Origin of the sequence: Acinetobacter sp. YH12252, assembly GCF_013417365.1 — a bacterium.
Classification (GTDB): domain Bacteria; phylum Pseudomonadota; class Gammaproteobacteria; order Pseudomonadales; family Moraxellaceae; genus Acinetobacter; species Acinetobacter towneri.
Genome location: NZ_VPEA01000001.1, coordinates 24,085 through 48,384, shown reverse-complemented (window position 1 = coordinate 48,384; position 24,300 = coordinate 24,085). Strand labels below are relative to the sequence as shown.

The window sequence follows — 24,300 nt, the reverse complement described above, 5'->3', positions numbered from 1 at the left end:
CCAATTAACGGCGTGAACGTCTTGCCCATGCAAGCTCGATCTGTTTCATACGGGTCAGAGATTCCAACACCAAGTTGCGCAAGTGTCGGCAAAAATCTTCCATAAATAAAGTGGCTTGTTGTGATTTTCTGCTTAAAATTGCATCACTCACCAGTTTAAATAATTCAAAAGATTCTTGTAACTCCCGACGCGAAGTATTTAAGGTCAAAAAGTAACTGCGTCTTAACGATGGCAATAACTCTTGATAGAACTTCATTAAATATAAATTTCCCACCATATCAGGCTGCCGTGCCAGATATTGAAAAATTAAATCATAAAACTTTTCAGTATTGCCCAAGCGACATTGCTCTGCCAGTTGCAGCAAAAGTTGTTGTAAGGCTTCAGCTTCATGCATTCGCCACGTGTCCGCAATACGCTGCACAATATAACCCAATAACAAACTGCTGCTGTCAAACAAAGCTCGGACTTGCTGTGCCGACATTTCCGACACAATTGCACCACGACGTGGAAAAATTTCAATCAGATGAGTACGTTGCAATAACAACAGCGCTTCACGTACCGAACCACGACTCACGTCCAGTTCTTTGGCGATGCGCAATTCCTGAATATGCTCACCTTCAACCAAATCACCGCTAATAATCTGTTCTGCGATGTGTCGGGCAATTTGTTCCGATAAACTTTCTGATTCTTGTTGTTGCATACTGTTCCTATCTTGTTTTTATAAGATGCAGTGATGAAAATTCGGAGCTACTCTCATTTAAGACATCTCAGGATCATCCTTCGACTGCAAGCATAGCTCCGATACAAGCATCTTTCTTTTTACTGCGAAACAGATCACAACGCCATGACATTGTCCGACAATTTCATGGCGCTAGAGCCAATTTTACATGGCTTAAAACAAAGAAAATAGCGACTCAACTTAGAAAAATACTCGCATACCCTGATATACAAAATAACAGCCAACGGTGGTCAGCAAGCAGGCAAAACATTTTTTCAACATCGCTGGCGATAACAAATGTGCCACTTTCGCACCAACTTTGGCAGTAATAAAGCTCATCACACTAATGCCTATAAATGCATAAATGTGGATATAACCAATGGTATTGGGTACTGCAACTTCGGCTTGCTTACCAAACCACATAAAGCCTAATGCGCCCGCCACCGCAATTGGCAAACCACAAGCGGCTGAGGTTGCTACCGCTTTTTGCATGACCACGCCGTAACGGTTTAAGTACGGCACTGTTAAACTGCCACCGCCAATCCCAAAAATTGCAGAGGCAATGCCAATCCCACCGCCCGCCATGACTTGCTTTGCAGTTGAAGGCAAATGATGTGAAGGATCAACCGCAATATTTGCGCCTCTAAACATCTTAAAAGCCACCCACAGTGCAAAACCGCCAATTAATAATTGTAAGCCTTGCCCCGAAAGGAAATCGGCAATACCTGCACCAACAAATGCACCCACAATTAAACCAGGCGCAAGATTACGAAATACAGGCCACATCACCGCACCTTTTTTATGGTGTGCCGTAACTGAGCTGATCGAAGTTACAATAATGGTTGCCAATGATGTCCCCACCGCCATGTGCATTAACACCGATGGGTCATAATTGAGTTGAGTGAACACAATATATAAAATTGGCACAATAATTAAGCCGCCGCCCACGCCAAACAGCCCTGCTGCAAATCCAGCAATTGCACCAATCAATAAATATATGATTAACTCCATAAATATATTCCACTATTTGTAAATTCGTATGGATGTAGAAACCCGACAACTGCAACAACAACTCACAGAAGCAGGACAGCTTCCAGAAGTACTCATCCTGAAGCCGATTACCACTTCCACCAATGATGATGTACGGGAAATTGCACAAAAAGGTGTGCAGAGTGTCTTGGTATGCAGTACCAGACAAACGCATGGTCGAGGACAACGTCAACGGCAATGGGTATCACCCGAAGGGAACATCTATTTAAGCACATTGCTAAATTTACGAACACCTGTAAATGGGCGTTTGGCTTTAGAAATTGCGTTAAATATCTTGCAAATGCCGAGTCTACAGGCGCTGAATCTACAAGTAAAATGGCCAAATGACTTATACAGCCCGCAAGGCAAATGGGGCGGCATCTTAATTGAGCCAATTTCTGCACAGCAAGTCATTGTTGGGGTTGGGCTTAATCTTGCACCTGTCAGCTCAGCAGTTATTGATCAAAAAACCACATCTTTAACCGAACTGGGTTTGGTATCTATTGATCGTGTGCGCCTGATCGCAGAGCTTTATCTTGCCATTCAACAAGCCTGCGACTGGTTTAATCACGATTGCTATAATTTGGCATCTCGCTTCAATCATCATGCCGCATTTATGCAACAACAAGTTGAATTTGAACATTTTAAAGGTACTTGTCAGGGTACTTTTTTAGGCATTCAGGATGATGGCGCAGTGCAAATTGAAACGGCACAAGGGCTTGAAGTTTTTTATCAGGGACGTTTACGCCCTATCGATCATGCCGAGTCATCTTCATGAAAAATTTATGGCTAGATATTGGTAACACCCGCCTGAAATATTGGGTCACAGAACAAAACCGCATCATCGAACATGAAGCAGAATTGCATTTGCAATCTCCTGCCGATTTGTTGCTGGGTTTGATTCAACACTTTAAAAGTCTGAATGTGCATAAAGTAGGCGTGTCATCGGTACAAGATCAGAAGAATAATCAACGCATTCACTTGATTTTAAAAACCCTGAATGTGCCTGTGATTTATGCCAAAGTGCATGCAGATTATGCAGGTTTGCATTGTGAATATGATATTCAACAACTGGGGATAGATCGCTGGCTGCAAGTGCTTGCCGTGGCAAATGACCCACAAGAAAATTATTGTGTCATTAGTTGTGGTACGGCGCTGACTATTGATTTGGCGGATGGACTGACGCATTTAGGCGGCTATATTTTACCGAACTTATATTTGCAACGTGATGCACTGATTCAAAACACCAAAGGCATTAAAATTCCCGATGCTGCATTTGATGAACTCACCCCAGGACGCAGCACCATTGATGCTGTTCATCATGGTATTTTACTCGGCTTGCTCAGCACCATTGAGCATGTAATTCGACAGTCACCACGTAAACTGATTTTAACGGGTGGCGATGCACCGCTGTTTGCCAAATTCTTGCAGCAATATCAACCGCAAGTCGAGCAAGATTTATTGCTCAAAGGTTTGCAGCGTTATATTCAATATGCAACCCATGAAGTGCACTAAAAACCAAACATTGCTCCATCTACGCTGATAAATCTTTCGGTGTAGCTGTCATCTACGAATAAAGAACAACAAAAAAGCAGGCGCATTTTTATGCGCCTGCTTTTTTAACACTTTGATTCTAAGATGTTTTTAACAATTATTTCTTGGTTGGGTCGTTGCCACCAAACAATGGCCCCATACCGCCGCCACTGAATTGCTTTTGTAAACCGCCCAGTGAACGCATCATTTTTGCCATGCCCGATGGATTGGCAAATTTTTTCATCATTTTTGCCATTTGTGCATGTTGCTTGATCAACTTATTCACTTCTGACACATCCATACCACAACCCGCAGCAATACGTTTTTTACGGCTTGGATTCATCAGGTCTGGGTTACGACGCTCTTTGATGGTCATCGACTGGATAATCGCTTCCATCTTTTTCACTTGCTTTTCAGGATTGGCTTGCGCAATTGCATCTTGAATACCTGAGTTGCTCATGCCAGGCAACTTGTCTAAGAAGCCCATCATGCCGCCCATTTTATTCATTTGTTCAAACTGCATCAGCATATCTTCAAAGTTGAAGCTGCCGCCTTTTTGCAGTTTTTTCGCCATTTTTTCGGCTTTTTCTTTGTCGATTTTACGTTCAACTTCTTCGACCAAAGACAGCACGTCACCCATGCCCAAAATACGTTGTGCAACACGTTCTGGGTGGAATGGCTCTAGGGCATCGAGTTTTTCACCCATCCCCAAGAATTTAATTGGTTTACCCGTAATCGCACGAACTGAAAGTGCTGCACCACCGCGCGCATCACCATCAGTTTTAGTAAGGATTACACCTGTTAATGGCAAGGCATCATTAAAGGCTTTGGCTGTATTTGCCGCATCCTGACCCGTCATGGCATCGACCACGAACAAGGTTTCAGTCGGTTTAATCGCTGAATGTAATGCCTTGATTTCATCCATCATGTCATCATCGACGTGCAAACGACCTGCAGTATCGACAATTAACACATCAGCAAACTGAATTTTTGCCTGTTCGATGGCACGGTTGGCAATATCGACAGGGTTTTCATTGGCATTTGAGTCAAAGAAAATTGCGCCAACTTCGCCTGCAACCGTTTGTAGCTGTTTAATTGCCGCAGGACGGTAAACGTCGGCAGACACCATCGCCACTTTTTTCTTTTGACGTTCTTGTAAGAAACGTGCCAATTTTGCTGCAGTGGTGGTTTTACCCGCACCCTGCAAACCTGCCAATAACACCACAACCGGTGGCTTGGCAGCAAGGTCAAGGCTTTCATTGGCCTCGCCCATCATTTTTGTGAGTTCGTCATAGACAATTTTGACGAACGCCTGACCAGGGGATAACTGAGTCATCACTTCCTGACCCAATGCCTCTTCCTTAACTTTCGCGATGAATTCACGAGTTACAGGTAACGCCACATCGGCTTCAAGAAGTGCCATACGTACTTCACGTAACGTATCTTTAATATTGTCTTCGGTTAGCTGCCCTGAGCCAGTAACATTTCTTAAACTCTGCGTGAGTCGTTCTGTTAAGGTATCAAACATTGCAAATTCCGCTTAAAATAGCCATTAGCAAAAAAATGTTTCTTTAAAATAGAAAATTTATGCACAAGATGCTATAGGATACTGTAGTTCGCATCGAATTTATATAAATGAATATTCATCATCCTGAAAAAGGTTTGACATGATCAGTCTCCCCTTGGTTTATACGATTTTAGCATTAATCGCTTATACCAGTTCTTTTTGGTATTTATTTTCACATTTAATGTCTAAACGTGCGCCAAATCACTGGTTTATTCGTTTTCTGCTCAGTTTAGGCTTATTGCTGCATGCTGCCGTGTTGTATAACGATATGTGGACACCGATGGGTGTCAACTACAACGTGTTTAACCTGATGTCATTTACTGCAGGTTTAATGTTGTTATTGAGCTTGCTGTTCAGTAGTTACCGCCCTGTAATTGCGCTGAACCTGATTGGTATTCCTGTGGCTGCCGCAGGTTTAATCGCTGGTTTTTCATTCAGTCAGCACAATTTATTTATTCATAAAAATTCGATTGGCTTAGATATTCATATTATTTTGTCGCTGGCAGCCTATGCCGTATTGTTGATGGCGACCATTCATGCCGTGTTAATGTGGTTTCAAAACCGCGAACTCAAAAACAAACAAAAGCGTCGAGTTTGGGTAAATTTGCTGCCGTCTTTGCAAGATATGGAATCTTTGCTATTTGACATGTTGATTGCAGGCTTTGCTTTACTCACAGCCGCACTAGGCTTTGGTTTCTTTACGATAGAACATTTCTTTGCACAGCATTTAGCGCATAAAACTGCCTTTAGTATAATTTCTTGGTTTGTCTATGGGGCATTGTTACTTGGACGTTATAAGTTTGGCTGGCGTGGCCAAAAAGCGATTCGCTTTACCATTATTGGTTTCTTTTTATTGGCGCTCGGTTTTATTGGTTCTAAATTTGTGTTGGAAATGATTTTGGGCAAGTAAGATATTTTTGTTTGACCTATTCAACATGTTGGATGATCAATTATTTAAGAGCCTAGTTGAGGGGGAATAAGCAGTTTAAATTAAATTGATATTTTTTTAAATTTAGAGCCCCCAACAAGTGAAGTACAATCATTATTATAGTAAGTTGATATAAATAAGTTTTTTATACTCACTTATATTTTAATAGGGTCTGTTGACATTTCATAAAGGCAGCCAGAGATAAATACAAGCTTAGGAGAGTTCATGATTAACTTTGAAAGCAAATTAGAGGTATTAAGTTCAAAGCTTAAAAATTTATCCGAATCAGAAAAGGAGTGTTTACAAGATTTAAGCTTTCCATTTATCCCTAATTTCGATGAGGACTTTAATTCATCACAAAATAGAATTTTATTGGTAGGACAAGAAACTAAAGGTTGGCAGGGTAAACTAAATAAGTTTTTAGAACCAGAGTTAGATATAAAAGGTATTATTCAAAAGAGTAAGAATCGTCATATAGAGCTTTATACAGGAACAGCAGGTCAGAGTAGTTTTCTTCAGTTTATGAAACTAATTAAAACAAACAATAACAATGAATATGTTCAGTGGCTAAACTTCTATTTATTCGATTATAAAAAGAAATCCTTTAATGAGTTTAGTAAAATTACTGCGTATAAAAATGTATATGAAGAGCTGAGAAGAATGTCTATTCAGAATTTAGCTGATCAGATTTTAGAATTAAAACCTAAAGTTATTTTCTTTGTAGGGCAATATCACAACAATTTTCCTAAGCTAGAAGAATCTTTAAATCTATCTTCTAATGAAAAAATCATTCTAAAAAAATCCATTAATAAACTTACTATAAAGATATGGAATAATGAGATATTAGTATTTCGAACACCTCACCCAGCACATTTTTCATCAGTATCACAAGAAGCAAGAAAAGCAGCTCTCTGTTATTTACGCTTATTCAATAAAAGTGAAAATATTTTAGAGTTTAAAGACAAGCTGTTTTCAATTTAAAAAGAGGATAATAAGTGAAAATAGGGATCTTTTGGTACTGGAATAATCAAGTAATTGGGGTTGCTCATAACTTTAGCTTTGGTGAGGCAGACTCAATAGGGTTGATTGATAGCCCATATACACATGTTGACTATTGGAATATATTACGGAAAAAGCACTTTGAGCTACAAAACTATGAATATGAAAAAATTCCAAGAGGTCGAGTAATTTTTGATACAAACAAAGGGAAAACTATTATTTACCTAGACAAAAGTTTGTTATACAAAGCAAAAATGCAAAAAATCTATGATTTTTTTGATACAAATATTGAAAATTCCATATTAAAAAAAGATCCACATTACCGAATTTAATACCATAGACTGTTAGATCGATAAACTTTTTCTAAAATAAACATATACACTTATTAATTGGTGGAAAGTTTGCGAAAACGTCTAAAAAATTATAATATTGAAGAAGTTTAAAATCGTCAAAAAAGTATCTGAGTAAGTTTTATCTATACCGTTTAGCCGTGAGTCGCTTTATCACTGAATTCGGTGACCACCTAAGCAATCACCTTTACTTTTAATGAAAAGCAATTACACAAAATTATTTACACTCTCGTTATTTCCATATCAAATAAACAGCTTAAATACCAGAACCTTAGCTACAACCACTTCAATTCAAAACCCTTTTCCTAGACAACCCACAGAAAAAAACGTATAACTCCACTTTTGTTTGAACTGGCAGCATTTTGTGAAACTGATTCTTGCACCCATGGAAGGCTTAACCGACCCCATCATGCGTGATGTACTCACGTCTGTCGGCAGTTTTGACTGGTGCGTGACAGAGTTTATTCGGGTCACAGACAGCATTCTGCCAGACCATATCTACCACACTTATTGCCCTGAACTACTTACCAACGGCAAAACTGCTGCAGGTACGCCTGTGCATGTTCAGTTTTTGGGGAATAATCCTGAAATGTTAGCCGCCAATGCAGCCAAAGTTGCGGCTATGGGCGTACCTGCAATTGATATGAACTTTGGCTGTCCTGCCAAAACAGTCAATCGGCATCGTGGCGGTTCAGTTTTACTCGATGAACCCGAAGTGGTGTATGAACTGGTTAAAGCGGTGCGCGATGCCGTTCCTGCTCATATTCCAGTTTCCGCCAAAATGCGTCTAGGCTATATGGATCGGAACTTCATGCTAGAAAATGCGCATGCCATTGAAGATGCAGGCGCAGCATGGGTTACAGTGCATGCACGTACCAAAGCCGATGGCTATACCCCTCCTGCATTTTGGGATCAGCTACGCCCTATTCGTGAAGCATTGAAGATTAATGTCATTGCCAATGGTGAAATTTGGAACAATGCCGATGCCAAACAATGCCAGTTAGAATCGGGCTGTGAAGATTTGATGATTGGCCGCGGTGCAGTCACCACTCCAGATTTGACCCAATGTATTCGTCAAAATTCAGACCTGCCTTTGCTGAGTTGGCAAGATTTGCTGCAACTGCAAATTCGCTTTATTCACGGCCCTGCCAAAACTGAAATTGGCATGCTAGGACGTTATAAACAATGGCTCGGTATGATGTCGAAACATTACCCCGAAGCCAAAGCTTTATGGGATGAAATCAAGCGTCTGAAAAAGTTGGATGAAATCATTGAAAAATTAGTCGCACACGCGACTTAAACAGTGCATCCAGCGAGCTCCAGATTTATCTAAAAAATTTCAGTTTTTTTAGGGTCTGCTCAGTTTTAGCCTACAGCACAAGCCATTTATGAAATGTCAACAGACCCTAGTGAATGTCATTTATTCAACCTTGCTGACAAAGCTTGGCATTTCCCATGCACTGCCTGCAAAACCTTTGCATTGTCCTGCATCGAATTGATAGCTTTTGACAAACTGCTGACCATTCCACGCCCACTCAATTTGACTGAAACAATCGCCAATTCCACGCCCTTTTTGATAGGCAAAAATCTGTCCATTGCTAAATTCTGAAGCAGAATCAGTTACAAATTGCTGTATCTTTTGCAGTTTTTTATCCATAACCCAATAAGCCACACCCCAATTATAAGCCCCTCGCCAACAGCTTGCCTCAACCAACACGCTATCTTGATTTAAGGGATAAGTATGAATCTGCTGTTCTGCTTGTTCAGGTTCAAACAGCATATAACAATCTTCACGATCTACAGTTTTTTGTAAAATTGGATATAACTTTTCTGCACTGGCCGCGGTAAGCACCTGTGCCTTGGCGGTTCGGTGTTGAGGCTGCATGAGAATGTTAATTTTAGGCATCGCTTGCGCTTTTAAGACCTGCGTGGATGCTTGATTGCCTTTTGCCAATATTGCGGAGTCTGTACCCACACGTTTTTGAAATTCATCCATTTTTAGCAACACTGCACTCATGCCTGCATCAGACAATTTCCAGCGTTGTTGACCATGTTTTAACTCGATCACGACATGCTGACGCGCCTGTGCCAACAGCTTTTGCACACTGGCAGCAGATAAATTGGCGATACTTTCATGAAAGTTTAATTGCTGCAAAGCGCGTTCATTTAAAAATAAAGTGGCTTGAGCAATATCCTCTTGAATTTGCAATTGTCCTTGTACAGCAGTCTTTGCACCTGCTTGACGGGTCAATAACATACTGATCGGTTGTTCAAAATCATCATCGGCTTGGTAGCCTGCAGCACGGCAAGTTCCTGTATTATCACAGGCCAACTCCCAATCTTGATGCTGAAAATACAGTCCTTGCAAAGCAGTCGACTGGCTTGCAGCAATCATTTTTTCAGCAGTGATGGGTGCTGAAAAAATATTTACGCTACCCAACAAACCACCGATCGCCAGTAATATTTTTAGATTGCATTTGAAATTCATAATCTTCGCAACTCCTGAAATTGTCATCTGTGATTCAACGGCTTAATCAAGGCTAGATTTAACACCTTGCCTACTTAGCTCAATAAAAAAGCACGCCAGAGCATGCTTTTCTAATGCAATTTAACATCAAGATTTAATGCAAAAGATACGATTCCTGCGTTAAATCCTTGACCGTGGTGCTTGCGCCATTGGTTTTCACCGACTCAATGCCTTTGTCACGTGATTGTTCAGAAGTATAGAGCTGACTCGTACCAATAATCTGATGGTTGGCAGCTTTTAAATTAAAATACGGCTTATCATTCTTAGATGTCAGTCGATCATAACGCCCATCATCCTGACTGTTCTTTTGTACCGAAGCGATGCCATTTTTTGCCGATGCTTTCGCCTTATACTGTTCACTGGTTAAGATAATTTCGCCATTCCCAGCTTTAAGTACAAAGCGGTACTGACCATTGCTTGCTTGTGAAATCTCAAACCATCCTGACATACTTGCCCCCAGTTTTCTTATGAGTGGTGAAGTGTGTTGTTGAATGATGCTAGGCTTTAAACTGCCTAAAAATTATTCTTTTCACTTAAAATATAAAGGACTTAGGCACAAGAAAACAGTATTAATTTTGTACACTCTTAAAGTTATTGTTGCTCAATTTGAATACTAAAATACTTTTATAAACTCCATAAAAAAGCGCAGGCAACTCAAGTCGCCTGCGCTGTTGAAATCTGCTTAAACTTAAGCTTTTTTCACATATTCAGATTTTAATTTCATAGCCCCCATGCCATCAATCTTACAATCAATGTCATGACCATCTGCTGCATCTGGAATTAAGCGAATATTTTTCACTTTCGTTCCCACTTTTACAGCAGCCGAAGAACCTTTAATCTTCAGGTCTTTAATCACAGTCACCGTGTCGCCATCTGCCAACACGTTGCCGTTTGCATCTTTAATCACAGCAGCAGTTTCTTCTAGCTGTTCCCCTTCTTTCCACTCATGTGAGCATTCAGGACAAATCAGTAGGTCGCCATCTTGGTAAGTGTATTCTGATTGGCATTTTGGGCAATTTGGCAAAGACATAAAAAACCTCAAAAACTATATTATAGCATTTTTTACTGAATTTTCATAAACTTAAAATCCTTATAAAGCACAAGGATAATCAAATAAAACTCTTTAATTGGACTGTGCTAAGCGTTGCAGCATCACGCGTTTTAATACCACTACATGATTGTGCTGCTCATCTTTAGCTGCTGTGACCAGAGTGATTTTTTGCTGCTGTGCCAGTTCACACAACGCCTGTAAAGCCTCTTCTTGCTCTGCTAATTCAGCTATATAACGCTGCTGAAACTCATCCCAATGTTGTTCAGGGTTTTGATGATACCATTTGCGCAATTCAGTCGAAGGCGTAATTTCTTTGGGCCATAAGTCAATACGAGCACGTTCTTTGCTCACACCTCGCGGCCATAAACGATCAACCAACACTCGTGTCCCATCTGCCTGAGTCGCTTCAAGATAAGCGCGTTTCATTGCAATATCCATATTTGCACCTCTGCATCTTTTATGACGACGTCATCAGCGCCAAAGTTTTAGGCAGCAGATTATGTATCACAAATAAAAAAGCATGTGATCAACACATGCTTTTAAGATACCCGATTTAATCTTCGTAATCGTCTTCGTCTTCATCATCGTAGACGTAAGCCATACAGCCCCAGCCATCGTATTCACCGCCATGTTCTGCAGCAATTTTGCTAAACCATTGCTCTAAATCGACAATGTCTGAATACTCTGGTTCCATGTAAACATAAATGGTGATGATCCATTCAACTGCGTCAGATTCTTCATCTTGGAATAATGAAATTTTTTGTTCTTCGGCCAACAAATACAAAGCACATTTTTCAGCTTGTTCTTGTGTGGTAAAAGCGATGGAGTACTCAATCTCATGTGGCTCTGTCAGGTCATCCCCATCTTCATGCATTTGCCAAAGTACATTGCCATTATCATCATCAGGGAATTGTTCATAGTCACGTGTCATGCGAATATCCTTGTTATCTTTTTAGCCAATATATATCTGGCAAGTGACAAAATAGTGAATTCAACATAGCACAAATTTGCCCGAAGGACTCAATTTTCATCTCGTTTTACACTGACTTTAGTCTGAATTACCCAGAAGATTGCTTTTACATGACACTGCAATTGCTCTAAGCATTTGCAGCCAGTTTAATTTGTGGCATCTGACAAGAGCTTTCCTGTTTAAATGCCAACAGCAAAGCGGCAAACTTTAATTCTTCTTGTCGGAGTGTCAAATAAGAGTCTAGAACTTTTGCGTGTCCAAATGCAGCCGCATAATGATTGAGCAAAGTAAAATCATCCTGCAAAGCTTGAAGCGATTCAGCCAAATTATGTTCAGTCAGCTGCGCCAAATATAAATCTGCTTTACTATTAAATGCTTGAGCCAGCAAAGTCACTGCCGCTAGACGGCGTTGCTCATCGACAAAAGCACAATGCGCAACTTCTTGATTTTTGACCGCATCTTGAATCTTGTGTCGTACTTGCTGCAGGTGTTGTGCTGCATCACTATAGCCATAACCTTCAATCAGATCATCCAATAGCTGCTGTGCAGGCAACTGAAAAGCAGGCGTATGATGTTCAATTTTATGATACAGCGCGGTCATAATCTGTTCGAGTTGCTGACGTTCTTCAACCAAGTTATAAAAAGCACCCAATTGATCTTGTGCTGTTTTAAGCGTTTTGGCTTTGGTTTTTTGCTCATGCTCGGCTAAAAAATCTCGAACTTTTTCAACTTGTTGCTTGCACTGCTCCCGCGTATTTTCCGCTTCGGATTTAATCATTTCTACAAACATTTCTACTTGTTGGCGACGTTCTAATACATATTGCTCAACGTCTAAAATATGTTGATAGTGCTGCAAGGTTTCTAAACGACCTTTTAAACTGCCTATTTCGATGCGTAGCACAGTCAGCTGATGCTCTAATTCATTACTTTCCAACTCATCGGACGCTAAATTGGAGCGAGTGCGGTCTAAATTACTTTGTAAAGATTGAATGCTGGCAGACAACTCACGGCGGCGCTGAGATTGCCAAAAAATAATCACCACCAAAACAATAATGATTGCACCCAATATATACAGCATATAACTTCTCCCACCGCATTGGTCTGCCATATTTTAAAAAGTCATCTTCAGTTTTAAAGACGCTTTCTAACCCGCTTTGACAGCCCACCACACTCAAAAACACAAAATTTTAAAACAGCGAGTTATTCACTTCCTTCATTTATGCCAAGGCAAATGAATAACGATAGCTCTAAAGATACGTTAGCGAGTTAGCGGCACGAAGACTATCCCAATTTTTGAGTATTTTCACAAAAAAATTGAAAAATATTCGCCTGTTAGAAAAATTGAATCCCAAAATCTCTAAAAAGGAAGCTGTGCTCGAATTGCAACAGGAACTTGGCTTAAAGGTTGCGTGAAAGCCAAATAACTGGCATGCAGCGCCATCCGACCTAAAGTGCTTTTTTTCGGTTCAGGATGATATAACTTATCGCCTGTAATGGGATGTCCAATATATTGCATGTGTACTCGTAACTGATGTGAGCGCCCTGTAATCGGGGTGAGCAATACACGGGTAATATCTTCAACCGCACAATATTCCAAAGCCTGATACAGCGTTTGCGCAGGCTTGCCTAAATCGAAATGCACAATTTGGCGTGGACGGTTTTCCCAATCGGTAATTAAAGGCACATCGACACTGCCCTCACCTTCAAGTTTGCCTTGAATTAAAGCAATGTAGTTTTTTTCTACTGTTCGCGCCTGAAACATTTTACTCAATGCGACTTCTGCATCACGATGCTTGGCAAACATGAGAATACCTGAGGTCGCCATATCTAAACGATGGGCAATTTTTGCCTGAGGATAATCTGCGAGTACTCTTAAATATGCGCTGTCCTGATGTTCGGGCAAACGCCCAGGCACCGACAATAAACCTGCGGGCTTATCAATCACCAATAAATCGTCATCTTCATAGACAATCACTAAGGGTTCTTGTGGAGGTGCATAAATAAAGTTGTCGTTTAAAGCCATGAACATACAGCATGCAAAGCGGTGCGGGCAAAATATCAAGCACAGCCCAAACTGTCAATTCAGTCGGGCGATGTACTTTTTAGTGTAAAGATTTAGATTTTAAATTGGCTGAGTCTGCCAAGCTTAATCTGTCAAACTTAGTCTGCGAAACTTAGTCTGCCAAACTTAGTCTGCTAAATAGTATTCCACCGTAGACACCACACGTACTTTTTTCAAATATGGCGTGTTGCTGTCACGGTCTTCAATACTAAATACGCCCTGATTGGCCGATTTAATTTTGCCTAAACGACTGTCAGAATCTGCAGCAAATTTTTCTGCAACACTGCGGGCATTTTGTGTGGCTTGCTCAATCATGGCAGGTTTGATGTCATTTAGTTGCGTATATAAATATTCGGTGCGTTGCCCGTAATCCTCACCGCCAAAGGCAATACCATTCTTGCCTAAATCAACCAGACGACTTTGCGCACTTCGGACTTTATCTATACTTTTGGTATACACCGTAATGGTTTGATGCGCAGTATAACGCAAGGCAACATTACCATCTCCACCATATTGCTGGGCGTATTTATCGGTAATCACGGGTGCAGCAATGGTAATTTCTTCCGCAGCAAAACCTTCATTTTTCAAAAAGTTTTGAATTTGTGCAGTCTGGCTTTGCATGGTGTCATATAAAGCAGCCAAATCTTGACTGGCTGCGCTAAAACGAATGGGCCACACGGCTACATTGGCTTTGACTTCACGCTCAGACAAGCCTTTGACCGAAACCACACGCTCATATTGTTTAATTTTCAGTGCGCTGTTGCCCAAAATCCAGCCTGCTAGCACCATCCCCAAACAAATCAGCCCACCTAAAATCAGTGCGGGTTTTAATTGATTCATGTTTGTAAACTCCTTGAATTGTGGTCTTTCAGCCTTGCTGTGACAACATCTTGTATTTTAAACGTGCTTTAAAACTGTGGTATTTAAGGTCGCATCATATACAGCGCAATGAGCGGTGCAATATTGAACAGCAATACCCCTATTTTATAAACTACCATGCCACCATAATGAATCGCATCAAAACTTGCATCGGAGAGTTTGAACCATTTGCCATGTAACTGCCGAAGCCAGTCATGGGCAAATATCAACACAACAAACCACAGCATTAAAATAGCGTAATTAATTAGGGCGCAAGTCAGTAAAAATCGACACCAAAAATCGTAATCAACACTCATATCACACCTGTTTAGATGCAGATCACAAGCTCAATTTAGCAGATTTAGATAAGTGACTTGATGGGAGTTTTGTAGCGAATATTTAAAAGAGATTTAAATTTAAACTGATATTTTATTTAGATTTTTATAATTTTATGGCTGTTATTTTAAGTTGTTATTTGTTTTGAAAATTCTTGAGGGTGTTAGGGAAAACAACTGTGGTTTACTTCAACTATCATGCTGGATAAGCCATGATCTTATAGCCTATAAACTTTTAATCTATAGCGTCCTAAGCCGAATCGAGACCTTTTGGGTAAGTACTACACGCGCGTTGTACGCAACTGGCAGCAATCTACTCTTTTCGATCCCCATCACACCCTTGAGATATATAGTAGTAATTTGAGCTTGGGATTGTTTCCCCAAAATGATTTAATTTTTATATTTTTTTGAATTTTTTATTACATTTTTAACAATATTTTAAAATATTTCCCAAATAGGCAATTTTTATGCGTTTAAACCATCAAATAAAGCAGAAATATTGAATTTATTACCACATATTTTATGAAATGGTTTCAAACTGCTCCTGCAAGGCTTATACCGAAGATTCTGCGACTTTCTTTTTGCCACGAATCCATCGAATAGCCCAAATTAAAGCAATGACCACCACAAACACCACTAACACAGGCACAATTAAAGACAATACCGAAAGTACTGCTGCACCAATCCACTCTCCTGTAGAAACGATAGGATTCGCAACTCCACCTGTAGTTGCAGTCGATACCCCACGTACCGCAACCGTGCTCATTTGCACTACACCCGCTGTACCTCCACCCACAATAATTGCCGAAGCCCAACTGGCAAATTGCGACATTTCGCCACTGCTTACTGCCATAGTGGTGAGTGTTCCTGCAATCATGGCAGCAGGTGTGGCAACGGTGTCGAGCAAATTATCGACCCACGGCACATAATACGCAGCAATTTCACTGATTGTTGCCACGGTCAAAGCTAGACAAACAGCAGGCATCGCCAACCATTCAAAACCTTTCAAGGGTTCAAACCAACCCATGAGCGCCGCAACACTCATGACCATCAAAGGCACAAAAACCCGAAAACCACTGGCAGCACTTAGCCCAATGCCGACACATAAACCGAGTATTGTTTCCATGTTGTACCTCATTGCCTTGGGTTTTCTATGGCTAAAATAGCAAAAAGCCCCATCGGGTGATAGGGCTTTAGATTAAAACAGGATCTGCTGTTTTATGTCGTGTAGCTTAGGCAACCTTGTTGTTATATTGGGTGCCATGGCATTTGGTACACGGTGGTAGACGGTCTGTACCAATTTCTAAGTAAACGCGATGCCCGCATTGGACACAAAAATAGAAGCCTGTTCCTGGTTTATCACCTGCAGTTACCATCTTTGTTCTCCGTGTGGTTTAGAAATGGTCAATCCAGTATATCTATTCTGTGATGATTGTCTATTGTCCATTTTGACGGGTGATGAGGGCAGTTGGGCGAAGGATGATTTTTATAAAAAATCTAACTCAATTACAAAGGATTAGATACCCAGTTTTCGACTTTTAATCCATCGACACGAGTAAATTCTTTTTCGTTATTGGTGACCATGACCCAATGATTTGCACGTGCATGTGCTGCTAACCATAAGTCATTTGCGCCAATGATCTGCCCCTTAGATGCAAAGTTCTGGCGTATTTCTGCATAATGGTGTGCAACATTTTCATCCAATTCAACCACTTGAATCATTGATGTTAATTCATCTATGACTTTTAAAGCCTTTTCTTTATGTTGACTTTTTTCTGCACCAAAACGTAATTCTCCCAACGTAATGACAGAAATTAATATATTTCGATGCGGAAGATGTTTTTCAAAATACTGACGCACAATTTCAGGTTGGTATTTAATAATGTAAATACAAATATTTGTATCTAATAAATATTGTACTTGCATTAGAACATTTCCCGTTCTTGAGGCGGCAGATCTTCTCTTTCATCTGCATAAAAGTCATTTGGCATTTGGGATAACGCTTTAAATAACCGATCTACCGTGACTGGTTTTTCACGAAGAATCACTTCATCACCACGACGAAAGATTTCAACTTCTTTGCCTTCAAAGCGAAATTCTTTAGGCAATCGAATGGCTTGACTTCGTCCTGTCATAAAAACTTTTGCGGTAGTCATTGGGCTACTCCATCGTTTTTGATACATATCTTATGATAGGTATTTATTGGGTGTTTTTCAACCAAATAAACTTCTACTTTTAAATTTTATTGTTTTTGATAACTGCTGATTTTTTGAATGAAAGATACTTTTTAGAAAATTAAGTTAGGTTTACAAGGAGTTTGCTGTTTAATTCACAATATATTCATCTTCCAAAAAAAAAAGACCTCACTTAACAATGAGGTCTTTTCTCAACAATAATCATTCTCTAACATTTCTTTAAAGAAGAAAAATTAAAGAAGATTCTTAAAACATCATCAAGCCACATTCCCTTCCAAGAAATCCTGCGCAAAGCGTTGCAATACACCGCCCGCCTCATACACAGATACTTCTTCTTCGGTATCTAAACGACAAGTTACTGGCACTTCAATTGTTTGGTTTTTACCATCATCCGTTGAACGCTCAATCACCAAAGTCAAAGTCGAACGTGGCGCAATATTACCAATCACGCTATAAAGTTCCGTACCATCCAAACCTAAAGTTTTACGGTTAACACCCGCTTTAAACTCAAGTGGCAATACGCCCATACCCACCAAGTTGGTACGGTGAATACGCTCAAAACCTTCAGCCACAATCGCTTCCACACCCGCAAGACGCACGCCTTTTGCAGCCCAGTCACGGCTTGAACCCTGACCATAATCTGCACCCGCAATAATAATTAACGGCTGCTTACGGTTCATATAAGTTTCAATCGCTTCCCACATACGCATTACTTCGCCTTCTGGCTCAACACGCGCTTTAGAACCTTGCTTAATTGTGCCGTCTGAACGTACCACCATTTCATTAAACAATTTCGGATTCGCCAAAGTTGCACGCTGTGCAGTCAAATGATCACCGCGATGCGTTGCATAAGAGTTGAAATCTTCTTCTGGCAAGCCCATTTTTGCCAAATATTCCCCTGCTGCCGAGTCTAAAATAATCGCATTCGATGGAGATAAATGGTCTGTGGTGATGTTATCGCCCAAAATTGCCAACGGACGCATATTGGCTAAAGTACGTGGCGCAGCCAATGCACCTTCCCAATATGGTGGACGGCGGATATAAGTACTTTGTGGACGCCAGTCGTAGAGTGGACTTTCAGATTTTTCCGACTCTCCCAAATCGAACATTGGAATGTACACTTGGCGGAATTGTTCAGGTTTAACCGATTCTTTCACCAAAGCATCAATTTCAGCATCAGATGGCCAAATATCTTTCAGATAAATCGGGTTACCATTTTGATCTGTGCCCAAAGCATCTTTTTCGATGTCAAAACGAATCGTTCCTGCAATCGCATAAGCCACAACCAACGGTGGCGATGCCAAAAATGCTTGTTTCGCATACGGATGGATACGACCATCAAAGTTACGGTTACCCGACAGCACAGCAGTCGCATACAAGTCACGGTCAATAATTTCTTGTTGAATCGCTGGGTCTAATGCACCAGACATACCGTTACAAGTAGTACATGCATAAGCGACAATACCAAAACCAAGTTTTTCTAAGTCTTTCAGTACGCCTGCTTCTTCCAAATACAATGCAGCCGCTTTAGAACCTGGTGCAAATGATGATTTCACCCAAGGCTTACGCACTAAACCTAACTCATTGGCTTTACGTGCCAACAAACCTGCTGCTACAGTATTACGCGGGTTTGAGGTATTAGTACAAGAGGTAATCGCAGCAATGATGATGGCACCATCTGGCATTAAACCATCAGTACGGTTTTCAACCACACCTGCAATGCCTTTTTCTTTTAAGTCTGCAGTTGAAACACGCGCATGCGGATTCGATGGGCCTGCAATGTTACGAGTTACTGTTGAAAGGTCAAAACGTAATACACGTGGATACTCTGCCTGTGTCATTTCAGATGCCCAAAGACCAATTTCTTTAGCATAAGTTTCAACCAGTTTGACCTGATCTGCTTCACGACCTGTTAAGGTTAAATAGTCGATGGTGTTTTGATCGATGTAGAACATAGCGGCAGTTGCACCATATTCAGGTGTCATGTTGGAAATCGTGGCACGATCCCCCACCGACATGCTATCTGCACCTTCACCAAAGAATTCTAAATATGCACCGACCACACGTTCTTTACGCAAAAACTCGGTTAAAGCCAATACGATGTCCGTTGCCGTAATACCAGCCTGACGCTGACCGACCAACTCCACACCAATAATGTCTGGCAGACGCATCCAAGAAGCACGACCCAACATCACGTTTTCAGCTTCAAGACCGCCTACACCTACAGAAATGACACCCAAAGCATCGGTATGTGGTGTGTGTGAGTCTGTACCCACACAAGTATCTGGGAATGCAATGCCTTCACGGTTTTGAATGACTGGTGACATTTTTTCCAGATTAATCTGGTGCATGATGCCGTTGCCTGCAGGAATCACATCAACATTTTCAAATGCAGTTTTCGTCCATTCAATAAAGTGGAAACGGTCTTCATTACGACGATCTTCCACTTCACGGTTTTTACGGAAAGCATCTGGGTCAAAACCGCCATATTCCACAGCTAAAGAGTGATCGACAATTAACTGGGTAGGTACGACAGGATTCACTTTAGAAGGATCGCCACCTTGATCGGCAATTGCATCACGTAAACCTGCTAAGTCAACGAGCGCAGTTTGCCCCAAGATGTCGTGACATACCACACGCGCTGGATACCACGGAAAATCATGCTCTTGTTTACGCTCAATCAATTGTTTTAAAGATTGTTCTAAAATTGCAGGGTCACAACGGCGCACTAACTGTTCTGCAAGTACTTTTGAGGTATAAGGAAGTTTGGCATAAGCGCCTGGCTGGATATCTTCAACGGCTTGTCGCACGTCATAAAAATCGAGCTGAGTGCCTTGCAGTGGTTTGCGGTAGTTGTTATTCATCTGGTATTCGCCCTTACTCTATTGTTCTCAACATCTTATGGGATGATTGTTTCCACCCGTCGAAAGCATTGTACGCTGCCAAAAACCCATTTCCCAAATCCTATATATTTCATACACTTAAATATAAAAACAGGGGTTTTTGAAACATTTAATTACATTTTTAGTAAAATTCTTGCCCTAAAAATGCTTTTTTTTGAAAAATAGCGCAAAATTGACCTCATTCTTTAGTCTTAGATTTCAATGTGAAAGGTTATTCATGCGCGATTTAGCTTTCAGTGCTTTAAGTTTAAACGGTGTCGATGCACAAAAATTCCTGCAAGGTCAGGTAACAGTCAATGTCGAAACATTAGCTGAAAATACAACCTGTTATACCGCAATTTGCAGTTTAAAAGGACGCGTTCAGTTTGGCTTCTGGCTTAAAAAAATCTCGTCCGAATGTTTTAAAATCATCAGCACAGCCGACCAAGCCGAAGATTTAGCCAAACACATTAAAAAGTTTGGTGCATTTTCAAAAATGCAGCTTGAAGCCATCGGTACGGTTTACCCAACCATTCAGGGCAATCAAACTGAATTTTCAGCTGAAGTGACTGATTTAAACGCATGGCAACTACAAGCGATTGAAACAGGTCAGGCATGGATTCAAGCCTCAACAGCAGAAGTGTTTCAACCGCAGGAATTGCGTTTGCATCAACGAGATGGCGTGCATTATGACAAAGGCTGTTATTTGGGTCAGGAAGTCGTGGCACGTTTATGGTTTAAAGCCAAACCAAAACATTGGTTGCATTTAATTCAGGGTTCAGGCGAAGCACCTGCACCTGCCGCCAAACTGAATAATGATGTGGAAGTGGTGAATAGCATAGCGACTGCAGAAGGTTTTAAAGCGTTGGTGGTTGCCAAACCAAGTGCTTTGGAAGAGTTAGCTGTACAAGTATTGGCTTTGCCTGAACATTTGAATGGCGATGTTGCACGTCCGCAATAAAATAGATTCCACCCGCTCAGGTTAAGGGAGTCGCAAGATTCCCTTCAAATGACAATGAAAAAAAAAGCATTCGTACACATTTTTTATATTTACATTCACACTTTTCAACTTATGATGAATGCACCACTGTAAAAACAAAACGCACATCAACGGAATGATGTGTAAAAGAGAACAAGGTACAACTCAAATGATGAAAAAACTACTCATTGCGGGTGCAATCGCCCTATCTAGCAGCATCAGTATGGCAAATAGTAACATTCCAACCGATCCTGCTTTTGCCAAAATTGAACAATTAATGCAAGCCAACAAGGTTAAAGATGCCTATCAGGAATTAGAAAAGCTTGCCAAAACAGGCAATGCGCAAGCCATGTATAACTTAGGCTATTTGACACAAACTGGACAAGGCACAGCAAAAAATGAAAAGAAAGCCATTCAGTTGTATGAGCAATCTGCCCAAAAAGGCTACCCTGTTGCGAGTTATGTTTTAGGCAAAAACTATCTTACTGGCGCACTGGGTTTAAAACAGGATGCTGCTAAAGCCAAACAATATTTACAGACGGCATCCAATCAGGGTTTTAATGATGCCACAGTCGATTTAGCCGTTTTATATTTCTCGGAAAATACGGCAGCATCTGACCAAAAAGGTTTAAAACTATTACAACCTTTAATTGCCAAAGATCATTATCAAGCCATACATGCAAAAGCCTTGTACGAAATTAGCACAGGCTTTAAAAACAAAGATGAAGCACCAATTAAGCAAGGGCTGCAAAGCATTCAAAACTTGGCGCAAAAGGGTTATATTCCTGCACTCATGGCAGTGGGCAATATGTTTGTGAATGGCAATATCGTGCCGCAAAACTTGCCTGAAGCGAAAAAGATTTTTGCCTCACTGGCACAGGAAAATGTAGCGCAAGCCAAAGAATCATTGGCTGTGGTTGAAAAAATGATGGCAGATCAAGCCAAAGCTTCCAACAAGGCAACCGCTAAGAAAAGTTAAGATAGTTTCTTTATAAAGGCTATTAATCAGAGAAATTTTAAAAAAAGTCTGTATCAGCATGGTACAGACTTTTTTTATGATTTGAGCACTTCGATACCGTTGCTATAAATACTTACCCGATTGTGTCAATAAAATCGCCACCATCACAAAACCAAAAACTGTACTCAACACCAAGGGGGCTAAGGCTTTTTCATGTAAACCATAGTGCTGCCCGAAAATACCAAAGGCAATTGGCATTGGTAAAGCCGCAAGCAAAGTCCCGACAAATAGCATTTCTCGGTTCACATCTAATGCCCATAAAATTCCAAAAATCGTGAGTGGCATCAGCAATACTTTGAATGCAACCAAAACAATACTTTGCAAATTCACCGACTTGATTTGCATGCCGACCAAACTTCCACCAATCACAAATAAAGCCAAAGGTGAAGCAGTTTTGCCCAACATTTCCAGCACTTGTGCAATAGCTTGCGGCAGTTTGAAATTCAACAATACGCACAGCATACCCAATAAAATAGATAAAATTACTGGATTTTTCAGTAAGCGCTGCACAGTTTCGGCATACACCTGCCAACCTGATTTCGCTGAAGATTGTAGCCCTCGTTCTGCCAAAATCAGCATCAATGCCACAATAATTAAATTTTCGACAATTAAAGTTAAAGACAAATAAATTGCCGATTGACTGCCAATCAACAAAGTCAAAATAGCAGTGCCAATAAACCCTGTATTTGACATTGATGCACCCATTGCCAAGACACTGGCATGGGTTAAGTTTGAATTAAAATAATGCCGATACAGTAAAAAGGCAAAGATAAACAGCAGAATAGAACCGCCACCGTAACCTAAAAAATAAGCGGGATGCCAGATTTCTGACAAACTTTTACTGGCCAATGCCTGCAATAGAAATGCAGGCAACGCCACTTTCATGACAAATTGACCTAGAAACTGAATCGCACTGGTCTCAATAAATTGGCTTCTGACGGCAAAATATCCCAACAGTACTACGGTACAAATGGGAAATAAAATACTCAGTAACACCCTGACATCCTTTTTCAGTGTTGCCCATGATCGACATGGTTTTTACTGATTTACCTTACACCGAATCTCCCTATAAAGCACGGCAAAATAGTTTAAGTTTCACTTATTTTAAGCAGATAAAATATTAGGATTCCACTTCCGTATCTGTGGATTTAAACGGCGCAAATAAAGTACGAAACCCATGCGGCTGACAGCGCAAATATTGCGGGGCAATCTCAATTTTTTCACCCAATTCTGCCGCAGCATGCCATGGCCAACGAGGGTCATATAAAATCGCACGTGCGATCGCAATCGCATCGGCCTGTTCATATTGCAAAATACCTTCTGCCTGCATCGCTTCGGTAATCAAACCCACCGCAATTACAGGAATTTTTACAGCTTGCTTAATGGCATGTGCAAATGGTGTTTGATAACCCGCATGTAAATCAATTTTTTGATCGACATGCAAACCACCGCTCGACACGTGAATATAAGCCGCACCTAAATGCTCCAGTGCTTTTGCCAAACCTACTGAAGATTCCACATTCCAACCCTCTGCATCATCCATCCAGTCTGTTGCAGAAATTCGCACCCCAATTGGATAGCCTTGTGGAACAGCATTTTGAATCGCTTGAAATACTTCCAATGTAAGGCGAATCCGATTTTCCAAACTGCCGCCATATTCATCTTGGCGGTGATTAGACAATGGCGACATAAATTGATGCAATAAATAGCCATGTGCGGCATGAATTTCGATTAAGTCAAAACCTGCATCCACCGCTCGTACTGCGGCGCTGGCAAAGTCTGCAATGACCTGTTGAATTTCATCTTGCGTTAAAGCATGCGGTGGATGTTCGTGCGATTGAAATGGCAACTCACTGGCCGATACCGTCTGCCAACCATGTTCTTCATTCGGTGCAAACTGTCCTATGCCCTGCCACGGTTTATCGGTTGAAGCTTTACGACCCGCATGTGCCAACTGCACAGCAAATGGCATAGTCGATAAACTTTTAACTTTATGCAATAGTGCTTTCATCTGCGCACGCTGCATGTCATTCCATAAGCCTAAATCTGCATAACTAATACGTCCTTCTGCCTGCACTGCCGTGGCTTCTACTATACACATCCCTGCGCCGGACAAGGCATAATTGGCCCATTGCTGCTCATGCCAATAGCTCAATTCACCTTGTTCATTGGCAGAATATTGACACATCGGGGCGATAACAATTTTGTTGGCAAGTTGCAGTGATCCAAATTGAATCGGCTGAAAAAGTAATGTCACGCTGCAAGCCCTCATACAGTGCGATTCACCAAAAGCGAATCA

The 24,300-nt window shown here is 40.9% G+C and carries 27 protein-coding genes; 8 read left to right on the top strand and 19 right to left on the bottom strand.

All coding sequences use genetic code 11. The annotated features are described in order from the left end of the window. Window positions 1-4 precede the first annotated feature (4 nt). On the bottom strand, window positions 5-700 hold the full coding sequence (locus FTV28_RS00240) for a GntR family transcriptional regulator (RefSeq protein ID WP_179989208.1): 696 nt from the start codon (window positions 698-700) through the stop codon (window positions 5-7). A 219-nt stretch (window positions 701-919) separates the two neighbouring features. Next, on the bottom strand, window positions 920-1,729 hold the full coding sequence (locus FTV28_RS00235; protein WP_004972366.1) for a sulfite exporter TauE/SafE family protein: 810 nt from the start codon (window positions 1,727-1,729) through the stop codon (window positions 920-922). Between the two features lie 28 nt (window positions 1,730-1,757). On the opposite strand from FTV28_RS00235, the gene FTV28_RS00230 reads away from it, so the two are divergent. Both FTV28_RS00230 and FTV28_RS00225 read left to right on the top strand, forming a co-directional pair. Beyond that, window positions 1,758-2,525, top strand: coding sequence for a biotin--[acetyl-CoA-carboxylase] ligase (locus FTV28_RS00230; protein ID WP_004972369.1), 768 nt, complete (start codon window positions 1,758-1,760; stop codon window positions 2,523-2,525). Then, window positions 2,522-3,262 (top strand): type III pantothenate kinase, encoded by a 741-nt coding sequence (locus tag FTV28_RS00225; protein WP_179989207.1) that lies wholly within the window; start codon window positions 2,522-2,524, stop codon window positions 3,260-3,262. The genes FTV28_RS00230 and FTV28_RS00225 overlap by 4 nt, the downstream gene beginning before the upstream one ends. 136 nt (window positions 3,263-3,398) lie before the next feature. Here the strand turns inward: FTV28_RS00225 and ffh are convergent, their stop codons facing one another. Further along, window positions 3,399-4,808: a signal recognition particle protein gene (gene ffh, locus FTV28_RS00220; RefSeq protein ID WP_096902093.1), complete on the bottom strand. Its 1,410-nt coding sequence runs from the start codon at window positions 4,806-4,808 to the stop codon at window positions 3,399-3,401. A gap of 139 nt (window positions 4,809-4,947) precedes the next feature. Between ffh and FTV28_RS00215 the strand changes: the two genes are divergently transcribed. From FTV28_RS00215 to FTV28_RS00200, 4 genes are all read left to right on the top strand, one after another. Continuing rightward, complete coding sequence (locus tag FTV28_RS00215; protein WP_179989206.1) at window positions 4,948-5,757, top strand: inner membrane protein YpjD; 810 nt, start codon at window positions 4,948-4,950, stop codon at window positions 5,755-5,757. 243 nt (window positions 5,758-6,000) lie between these two features. Next, window positions 6,001-6,756, top strand: a complete 756-nt coding sequence (locus tag FTV28_RS00210) for a hypothetical protein (RefSeq protein ID WP_070152930.1) — start codon at window positions 6,001-6,003, stop codon at window positions 6,754-6,756. 14 nt (window positions 6,757-6,770) lie between these two features. Further along, window positions 6,771-7,106 carry a hypothetical protein gene (locus FTV28_RS00205; RefSeq protein WP_179989205.1) on the top strand — a complete coding sequence of 112 codons (336 nt, stop codon included), beginning with the start codon at window positions 6,771-6,773 and terminating at the stop codon, window positions 7,104-7,106. Window positions 7,107-7,488: 382 nt separating this feature from the next. Beyond that, window positions 7,489-8,424: a tRNA-dihydrouridine synthase gene (locus tag FTV28_RS00200; RefSeq protein ID WP_179989204.1), complete on the top strand. Its 936-nt coding sequence runs from the start codon at window positions 7,489-7,491 to the stop codon at window positions 8,422-8,424. A 120-nt stretch (window positions 8,425-8,544) separates the two neighbouring features. Here the strand turns inward: FTV28_RS00200 and FTV28_RS00195 are convergent, their stop codons facing one another. The 14 genes from FTV28_RS00195 to acnD form a co-directional block, all read right to left on the bottom strand. After that, window positions 8,545-9,612, bottom strand: a complete 1,068-nt coding sequence (locus tag FTV28_RS00195) for a DUF1176 domain-containing protein (RefSeq protein WP_179989203.1) — start codon at window positions 9,610-9,612, stop codon at window positions 8,545-8,547. A gap of 133 nt (window positions 9,613-9,745) precedes the next feature. After that, window positions 9,746-10,099, bottom strand: coding sequence for a YegP family protein (locus FTV28_RS00190; RefSeq protein WP_179989202.1), 354 nt, complete (start codon window positions 10,097-10,099; stop codon window positions 9,746-9,748). Between the two features lie 240 nt (window positions 10,100-10,339). After that, complete coding sequence (locus FTV28_RS00185) at window positions 10,340-10,681, bottom strand: zinc ribbon domain-containing protein YjdM (protein ID WP_004972388.1); 342 nt, start codon at window positions 10,679-10,681, stop codon at window positions 10,340-10,342. Window positions 10,682-10,774: 93 nt separating this feature from the next. Further along, window positions 10,775-11,140: a DUF488 domain-containing protein gene (locus FTV28_RS00180; protein WP_167845809.1), complete on the bottom strand. Its 366-nt coding sequence runs from the start codon at window positions 11,138-11,140 to the stop codon at window positions 10,775-10,777. Between the two features lie 115 nt (window positions 11,141-11,255). Further along, a complete protein-coding gene (locus FTV28_RS00175; protein ID WP_167845808.1) occupies window positions 11,256-11,633 on the bottom strand; it encodes a ribonuclease E inhibitor RraB in 378 nt (125 codons plus the stop codon). A 166-nt stretch (window positions 11,634-11,799) separates the two neighbouring features. Then, window positions 11,800-12,750 carry a DUF5660 family protein gene (locus tag FTV28_RS00170; protein WP_228291706.1) on the bottom strand — a complete coding sequence of 317 codons (951 nt, stop codon included), beginning with the start codon at window positions 12,748-12,750 and terminating at the stop codon, window positions 11,800-11,802. Between the two features lie 279 nt (window positions 12,751-13,029). Further along, on the bottom strand, window positions 13,030-13,695 hold the full coding sequence (locus FTV28_RS00165; protein ID WP_179989200.1) for an RluA family pseudouridine synthase: 666 nt from the start codon (window positions 13,693-13,695) through the stop codon (window positions 13,030-13,032). Between the two features lie 165 nt (window positions 13,696-13,860). Further along, entirely contained in the window at window positions 13,861-14,574 is a 714-nt protein-coding gene (locus tag FTV28_RS00160; RefSeq protein WP_179989199.1) for an SIMPL domain-containing protein, read from the bottom strand. An 83-nt stretch (window positions 14,575-14,657) separates the two neighbouring features. Beyond that, window positions 14,658-14,909 carry a DUF6868 family protein gene (locus FTV28_RS00155; RefSeq protein ID WP_179989198.1) on the bottom strand — a complete coding sequence of 84 codons (252 nt, stop codon included), beginning with the start codon at window positions 14,907-14,909 and terminating at the stop codon, window positions 14,658-14,660. A 571-nt stretch (window positions 14,910-15,480) separates the two neighbouring features. After that, the gene (locus FTV28_RS00150) at window positions 15,481-16,053 is read right to left on the bottom strand and encodes a DUF4126 domain-containing protein (protein WP_179989197.1); all 573 of its coding nucleotides are present in this window, start codon (window positions 16,051-16,053) and stop codon (window positions 15,481-15,483) included. A 106-nt stretch (window positions 16,054-16,159) separates the two neighbouring features. Then, on the bottom strand, window positions 16,160-16,303 hold the full coding sequence (locus FTV28_RS00145) for a zinc ribbon-containing protein (protein ID WP_004972403.1): 144 nt from the start codon (window positions 16,301-16,303) through the stop codon (window positions 16,160-16,162). 130 nt (window positions 16,304-16,433) lie between these two features. Beyond that, window positions 16,434-16,853 (bottom strand): type II toxin-antitoxin system VapC family toxin, encoded by a 420-nt coding sequence (locus FTV28_RS00140; protein WP_136144745.1) that lies wholly within the window; start codon window positions 16,851-16,853, stop codon window positions 16,434-16,436. Continuing rightward, the gene (locus FTV28_RS00135; RefSeq protein ID WP_004972406.1) at window positions 16,853-17,083 is read right to left on the bottom strand and encodes an antitoxin; all 231 of its coding nucleotides are present in this window, start codon (window positions 17,081-17,083) and stop codon (window positions 16,853-16,855) included. The genes FTV28_RS00140 and FTV28_RS00135 overlap by 1 nt, the downstream gene beginning before the upstream one ends. Window positions 17,084-17,379: 296 nt before the next feature. Further along, the gene (acnD, locus tag FTV28_RS00130) at window positions 17,380-19,986 is read right to left on the bottom strand and encodes a Fe/S-dependent 2-methylisocitrate dehydratase AcnD (protein ID WP_096901558.1); all 2,607 of its coding nucleotides are present in this window, start codon (window positions 19,984-19,986) and stop codon (window positions 17,380-17,382) included. A 256-nt stretch (window positions 19,987-20,242) separates the two neighbouring features. Here acnD and FTV28_RS00125 point away from each other — a divergent pair, with 256 nt between their 5' ends. Together FTV28_RS00125 and FTV28_RS00120 are read left to right on the top strand one after the other, a co-directional pair. Continuing rightward, on the top strand, window positions 20,243-20,965 hold the full coding sequence (locus FTV28_RS00125) for a folate-binding protein YgfZ (protein ID WP_179989196.1): 723 nt from the start codon (window positions 20,243-20,245) through the stop codon (window positions 20,963-20,965). A 190-nt stretch (window positions 20,966-21,155) separates the two neighbouring features. Continuing rightward, window positions 21,156-21,962 carry a tetratricopeptide repeat protein gene (locus FTV28_RS00120; RefSeq protein ID WP_026438287.1) on the top strand — a complete coding sequence of 269 codons (807 nt, stop codon included), beginning with the start codon at window positions 21,156-21,158 and terminating at the stop codon, window positions 21,960-21,962. Window positions 21,963-22,064: 102 nt separating this feature from the next. Here FTV28_RS00120 and FTV28_RS00115 read toward each other — a convergent pair whose 3' ends face one another. Both FTV28_RS00115 and FTV28_RS00110 read right to left on the bottom strand, forming a co-directional pair. Continuing rightward, the gene (locus FTV28_RS00115; RefSeq protein ID WP_096901559.1) at window positions 22,065-22,997 is read right to left on the bottom strand and encodes an AEC family transporter; all 933 of its coding nucleotides are present in this window, start codon (window positions 22,995-22,997) and stop codon (window positions 22,065-22,067) included. Between the two features lie 124 nt (window positions 22,998-23,121). Next, entirely contained in the window at window positions 23,122-24,258 is a 1,137-nt protein-coding gene (locus FTV28_RS00110) for an NADH:flavin oxidoreductase/NADH oxidase (protein ID WP_179989195.1), read from the bottom strand. Window positions 24,259-24,300 lie beyond the last annotated feature (42 nt).

Excerpts from the sequence above, each read along its gene's own strand:
- FTV28_RS00235 (WP_004972366.1), bottom strand. The coding sequence starts at position 1,729 with ATGGAGTTAATCATATATTTATTGATTGGTGCAATTGCTGGATTTGCA.
- ffh (WP_096902093.1), bottom strand. The coding sequence starts at position 4,808 with ATGTTTGATACCTTAACAGAACGACTCACGCAGAGTTTAAGAAATGTT.
- FTV28_RS00210 (WP_070152930.1), top strand. The coding sequence starts at position 6,001 with ATGATTAACTTTGAAAGCAAATTAGAGGTATTAAGTTCAAAGCTTAAA.
- FTV28_RS00120 (WP_026438287.1), top strand. The coding sequence starts at position 21,156 with ATGAAAAAACTACTCATTGCGGGTGCAATCGCCCTATCTAGCAGCATC.
- FTV28_RS00240 (WP_179989208.1), bottom strand. The coding sequence starts at position 700 with ATGCAACAACAAGAATCAGAAAGTTTATCGGAACAAATTGCCCGACAC.
- FTV28_RS00185 (WP_004972388.1), bottom strand. The coding sequence starts at position 10,681 with ATGTCTTTGCCAAATTGCCCAAAATGCCAATCAGAATACACTTACCAA.
- FTV28_RS00125 (WP_179989196.1), top strand. The coding sequence starts at position 20,243 with ATGCGCGATTTAGCTTTCAGTGCTTTAAGTTTAAACGGTGTCGATGCA.
- FTV28_RS00155 (WP_179989198.1), bottom strand. The coding sequence starts at position 14,909 with ATGAGTGTTGATTACGATTTTTGGTGTCGATTTTTACTGACTTGCGCC.
- FTV28_RS00150 (WP_179989197.1), bottom strand. The coding sequence starts at position 16,053 with ATGGAAACAATACTCGGTTTATGTGTCGGCATTGGGCTAAGTGCTGCC.
- FTV28_RS00230 (WP_004972369.1), top strand. The coding sequence starts at position 1,758 with ATGGATGTAGAAACCCGACAACTGCAACAACAACTCACAGAAGCAGGA.
- FTV28_RS00215 (WP_179989206.1), top strand. The coding sequence starts at position 4,948 with ATGATCAGTCTCCCCTTGGTTTATACGATTTTAGCATTAATCGCTTAT.
- FTV28_RS00190 (WP_179989202.1), bottom strand. The coding sequence starts at position 10,099 with ATGTCAGGATGGTTTGAGATTTCACAAGCAAGCAATGGTCAGTACCGC.
- FTV28_RS00145 (WP_004972403.1), bottom strand. The coding sequence starts at position 16,303 with ATGGTAACTGCAGGTGATAAACCAGGAACAGGCTTCTATTTTTGTGTC.
- FTV28_RS00180 (WP_167845809.1), bottom strand. The coding sequence starts at position 11,140 with ATGGATATTGCAATGAAACGCGCTTATCTTGAAGCGACTCAGGCAGAT.
- FTV28_RS00170 (WP_228291706.1), bottom strand. The coding sequence starts at position 12,750 with ATGCTGTATATATTGGGTGCAATCATTATTGTTTTGGTGGTGATTATT.
- FTV28_RS00135 (WP_004972406.1), bottom strand. The coding sequence starts at position 17,083 with ATGACTACCGCAAAAGTTTTTATGACAGGACGAAGTCAAGCCATTCGA.
- FTV28_RS00175 (WP_167845808.1), bottom strand. The coding sequence starts at position 11,633 with ATGACACGTGACTATGAACAATTCCCTGATGATGATAATGGCAATGTA.
- FTV28_RS00165 (WP_179989200.1), bottom strand. The coding sequence starts at position 13,695 with ATGGCTTTAAACGACAACTTTATTTATGCACCTCCACAAGAACCCTTA.
- FTV28_RS00160 (WP_179989199.1), bottom strand. The coding sequence starts at position 14,574 with ATGAATCAATTAAAACCCGCACTGATTTTAGGTGGGCTGATTTGTTTG.
- FTV28_RS00195 (WP_179989203.1), bottom strand. The coding sequence starts at position 9,612 with ATGAATTTCAAATGCAATCTAAAAATATTACTGGCGATCGGTGGTTTG.
- acnD (WP_096901558.1), bottom strand. The coding sequence starts at position 19,986 with ATGAATAACAACTACCGCAAACCACTGCAAGGCACTCAGCTCGATTTT.
- FTV28_RS00225 (WP_179989207.1), top strand. The coding sequence starts at position 2,522 with ATGAAAAATTTATGGCTAGATATTGGTAACACCCGCCTGAAATATTGG.
- FTV28_RS00140 (WP_136144745.1), bottom strand. The coding sequence starts at position 16,853 with ATGCAAGTACAATATTTATTAGATACAAATATTTGTATTTACATTATT.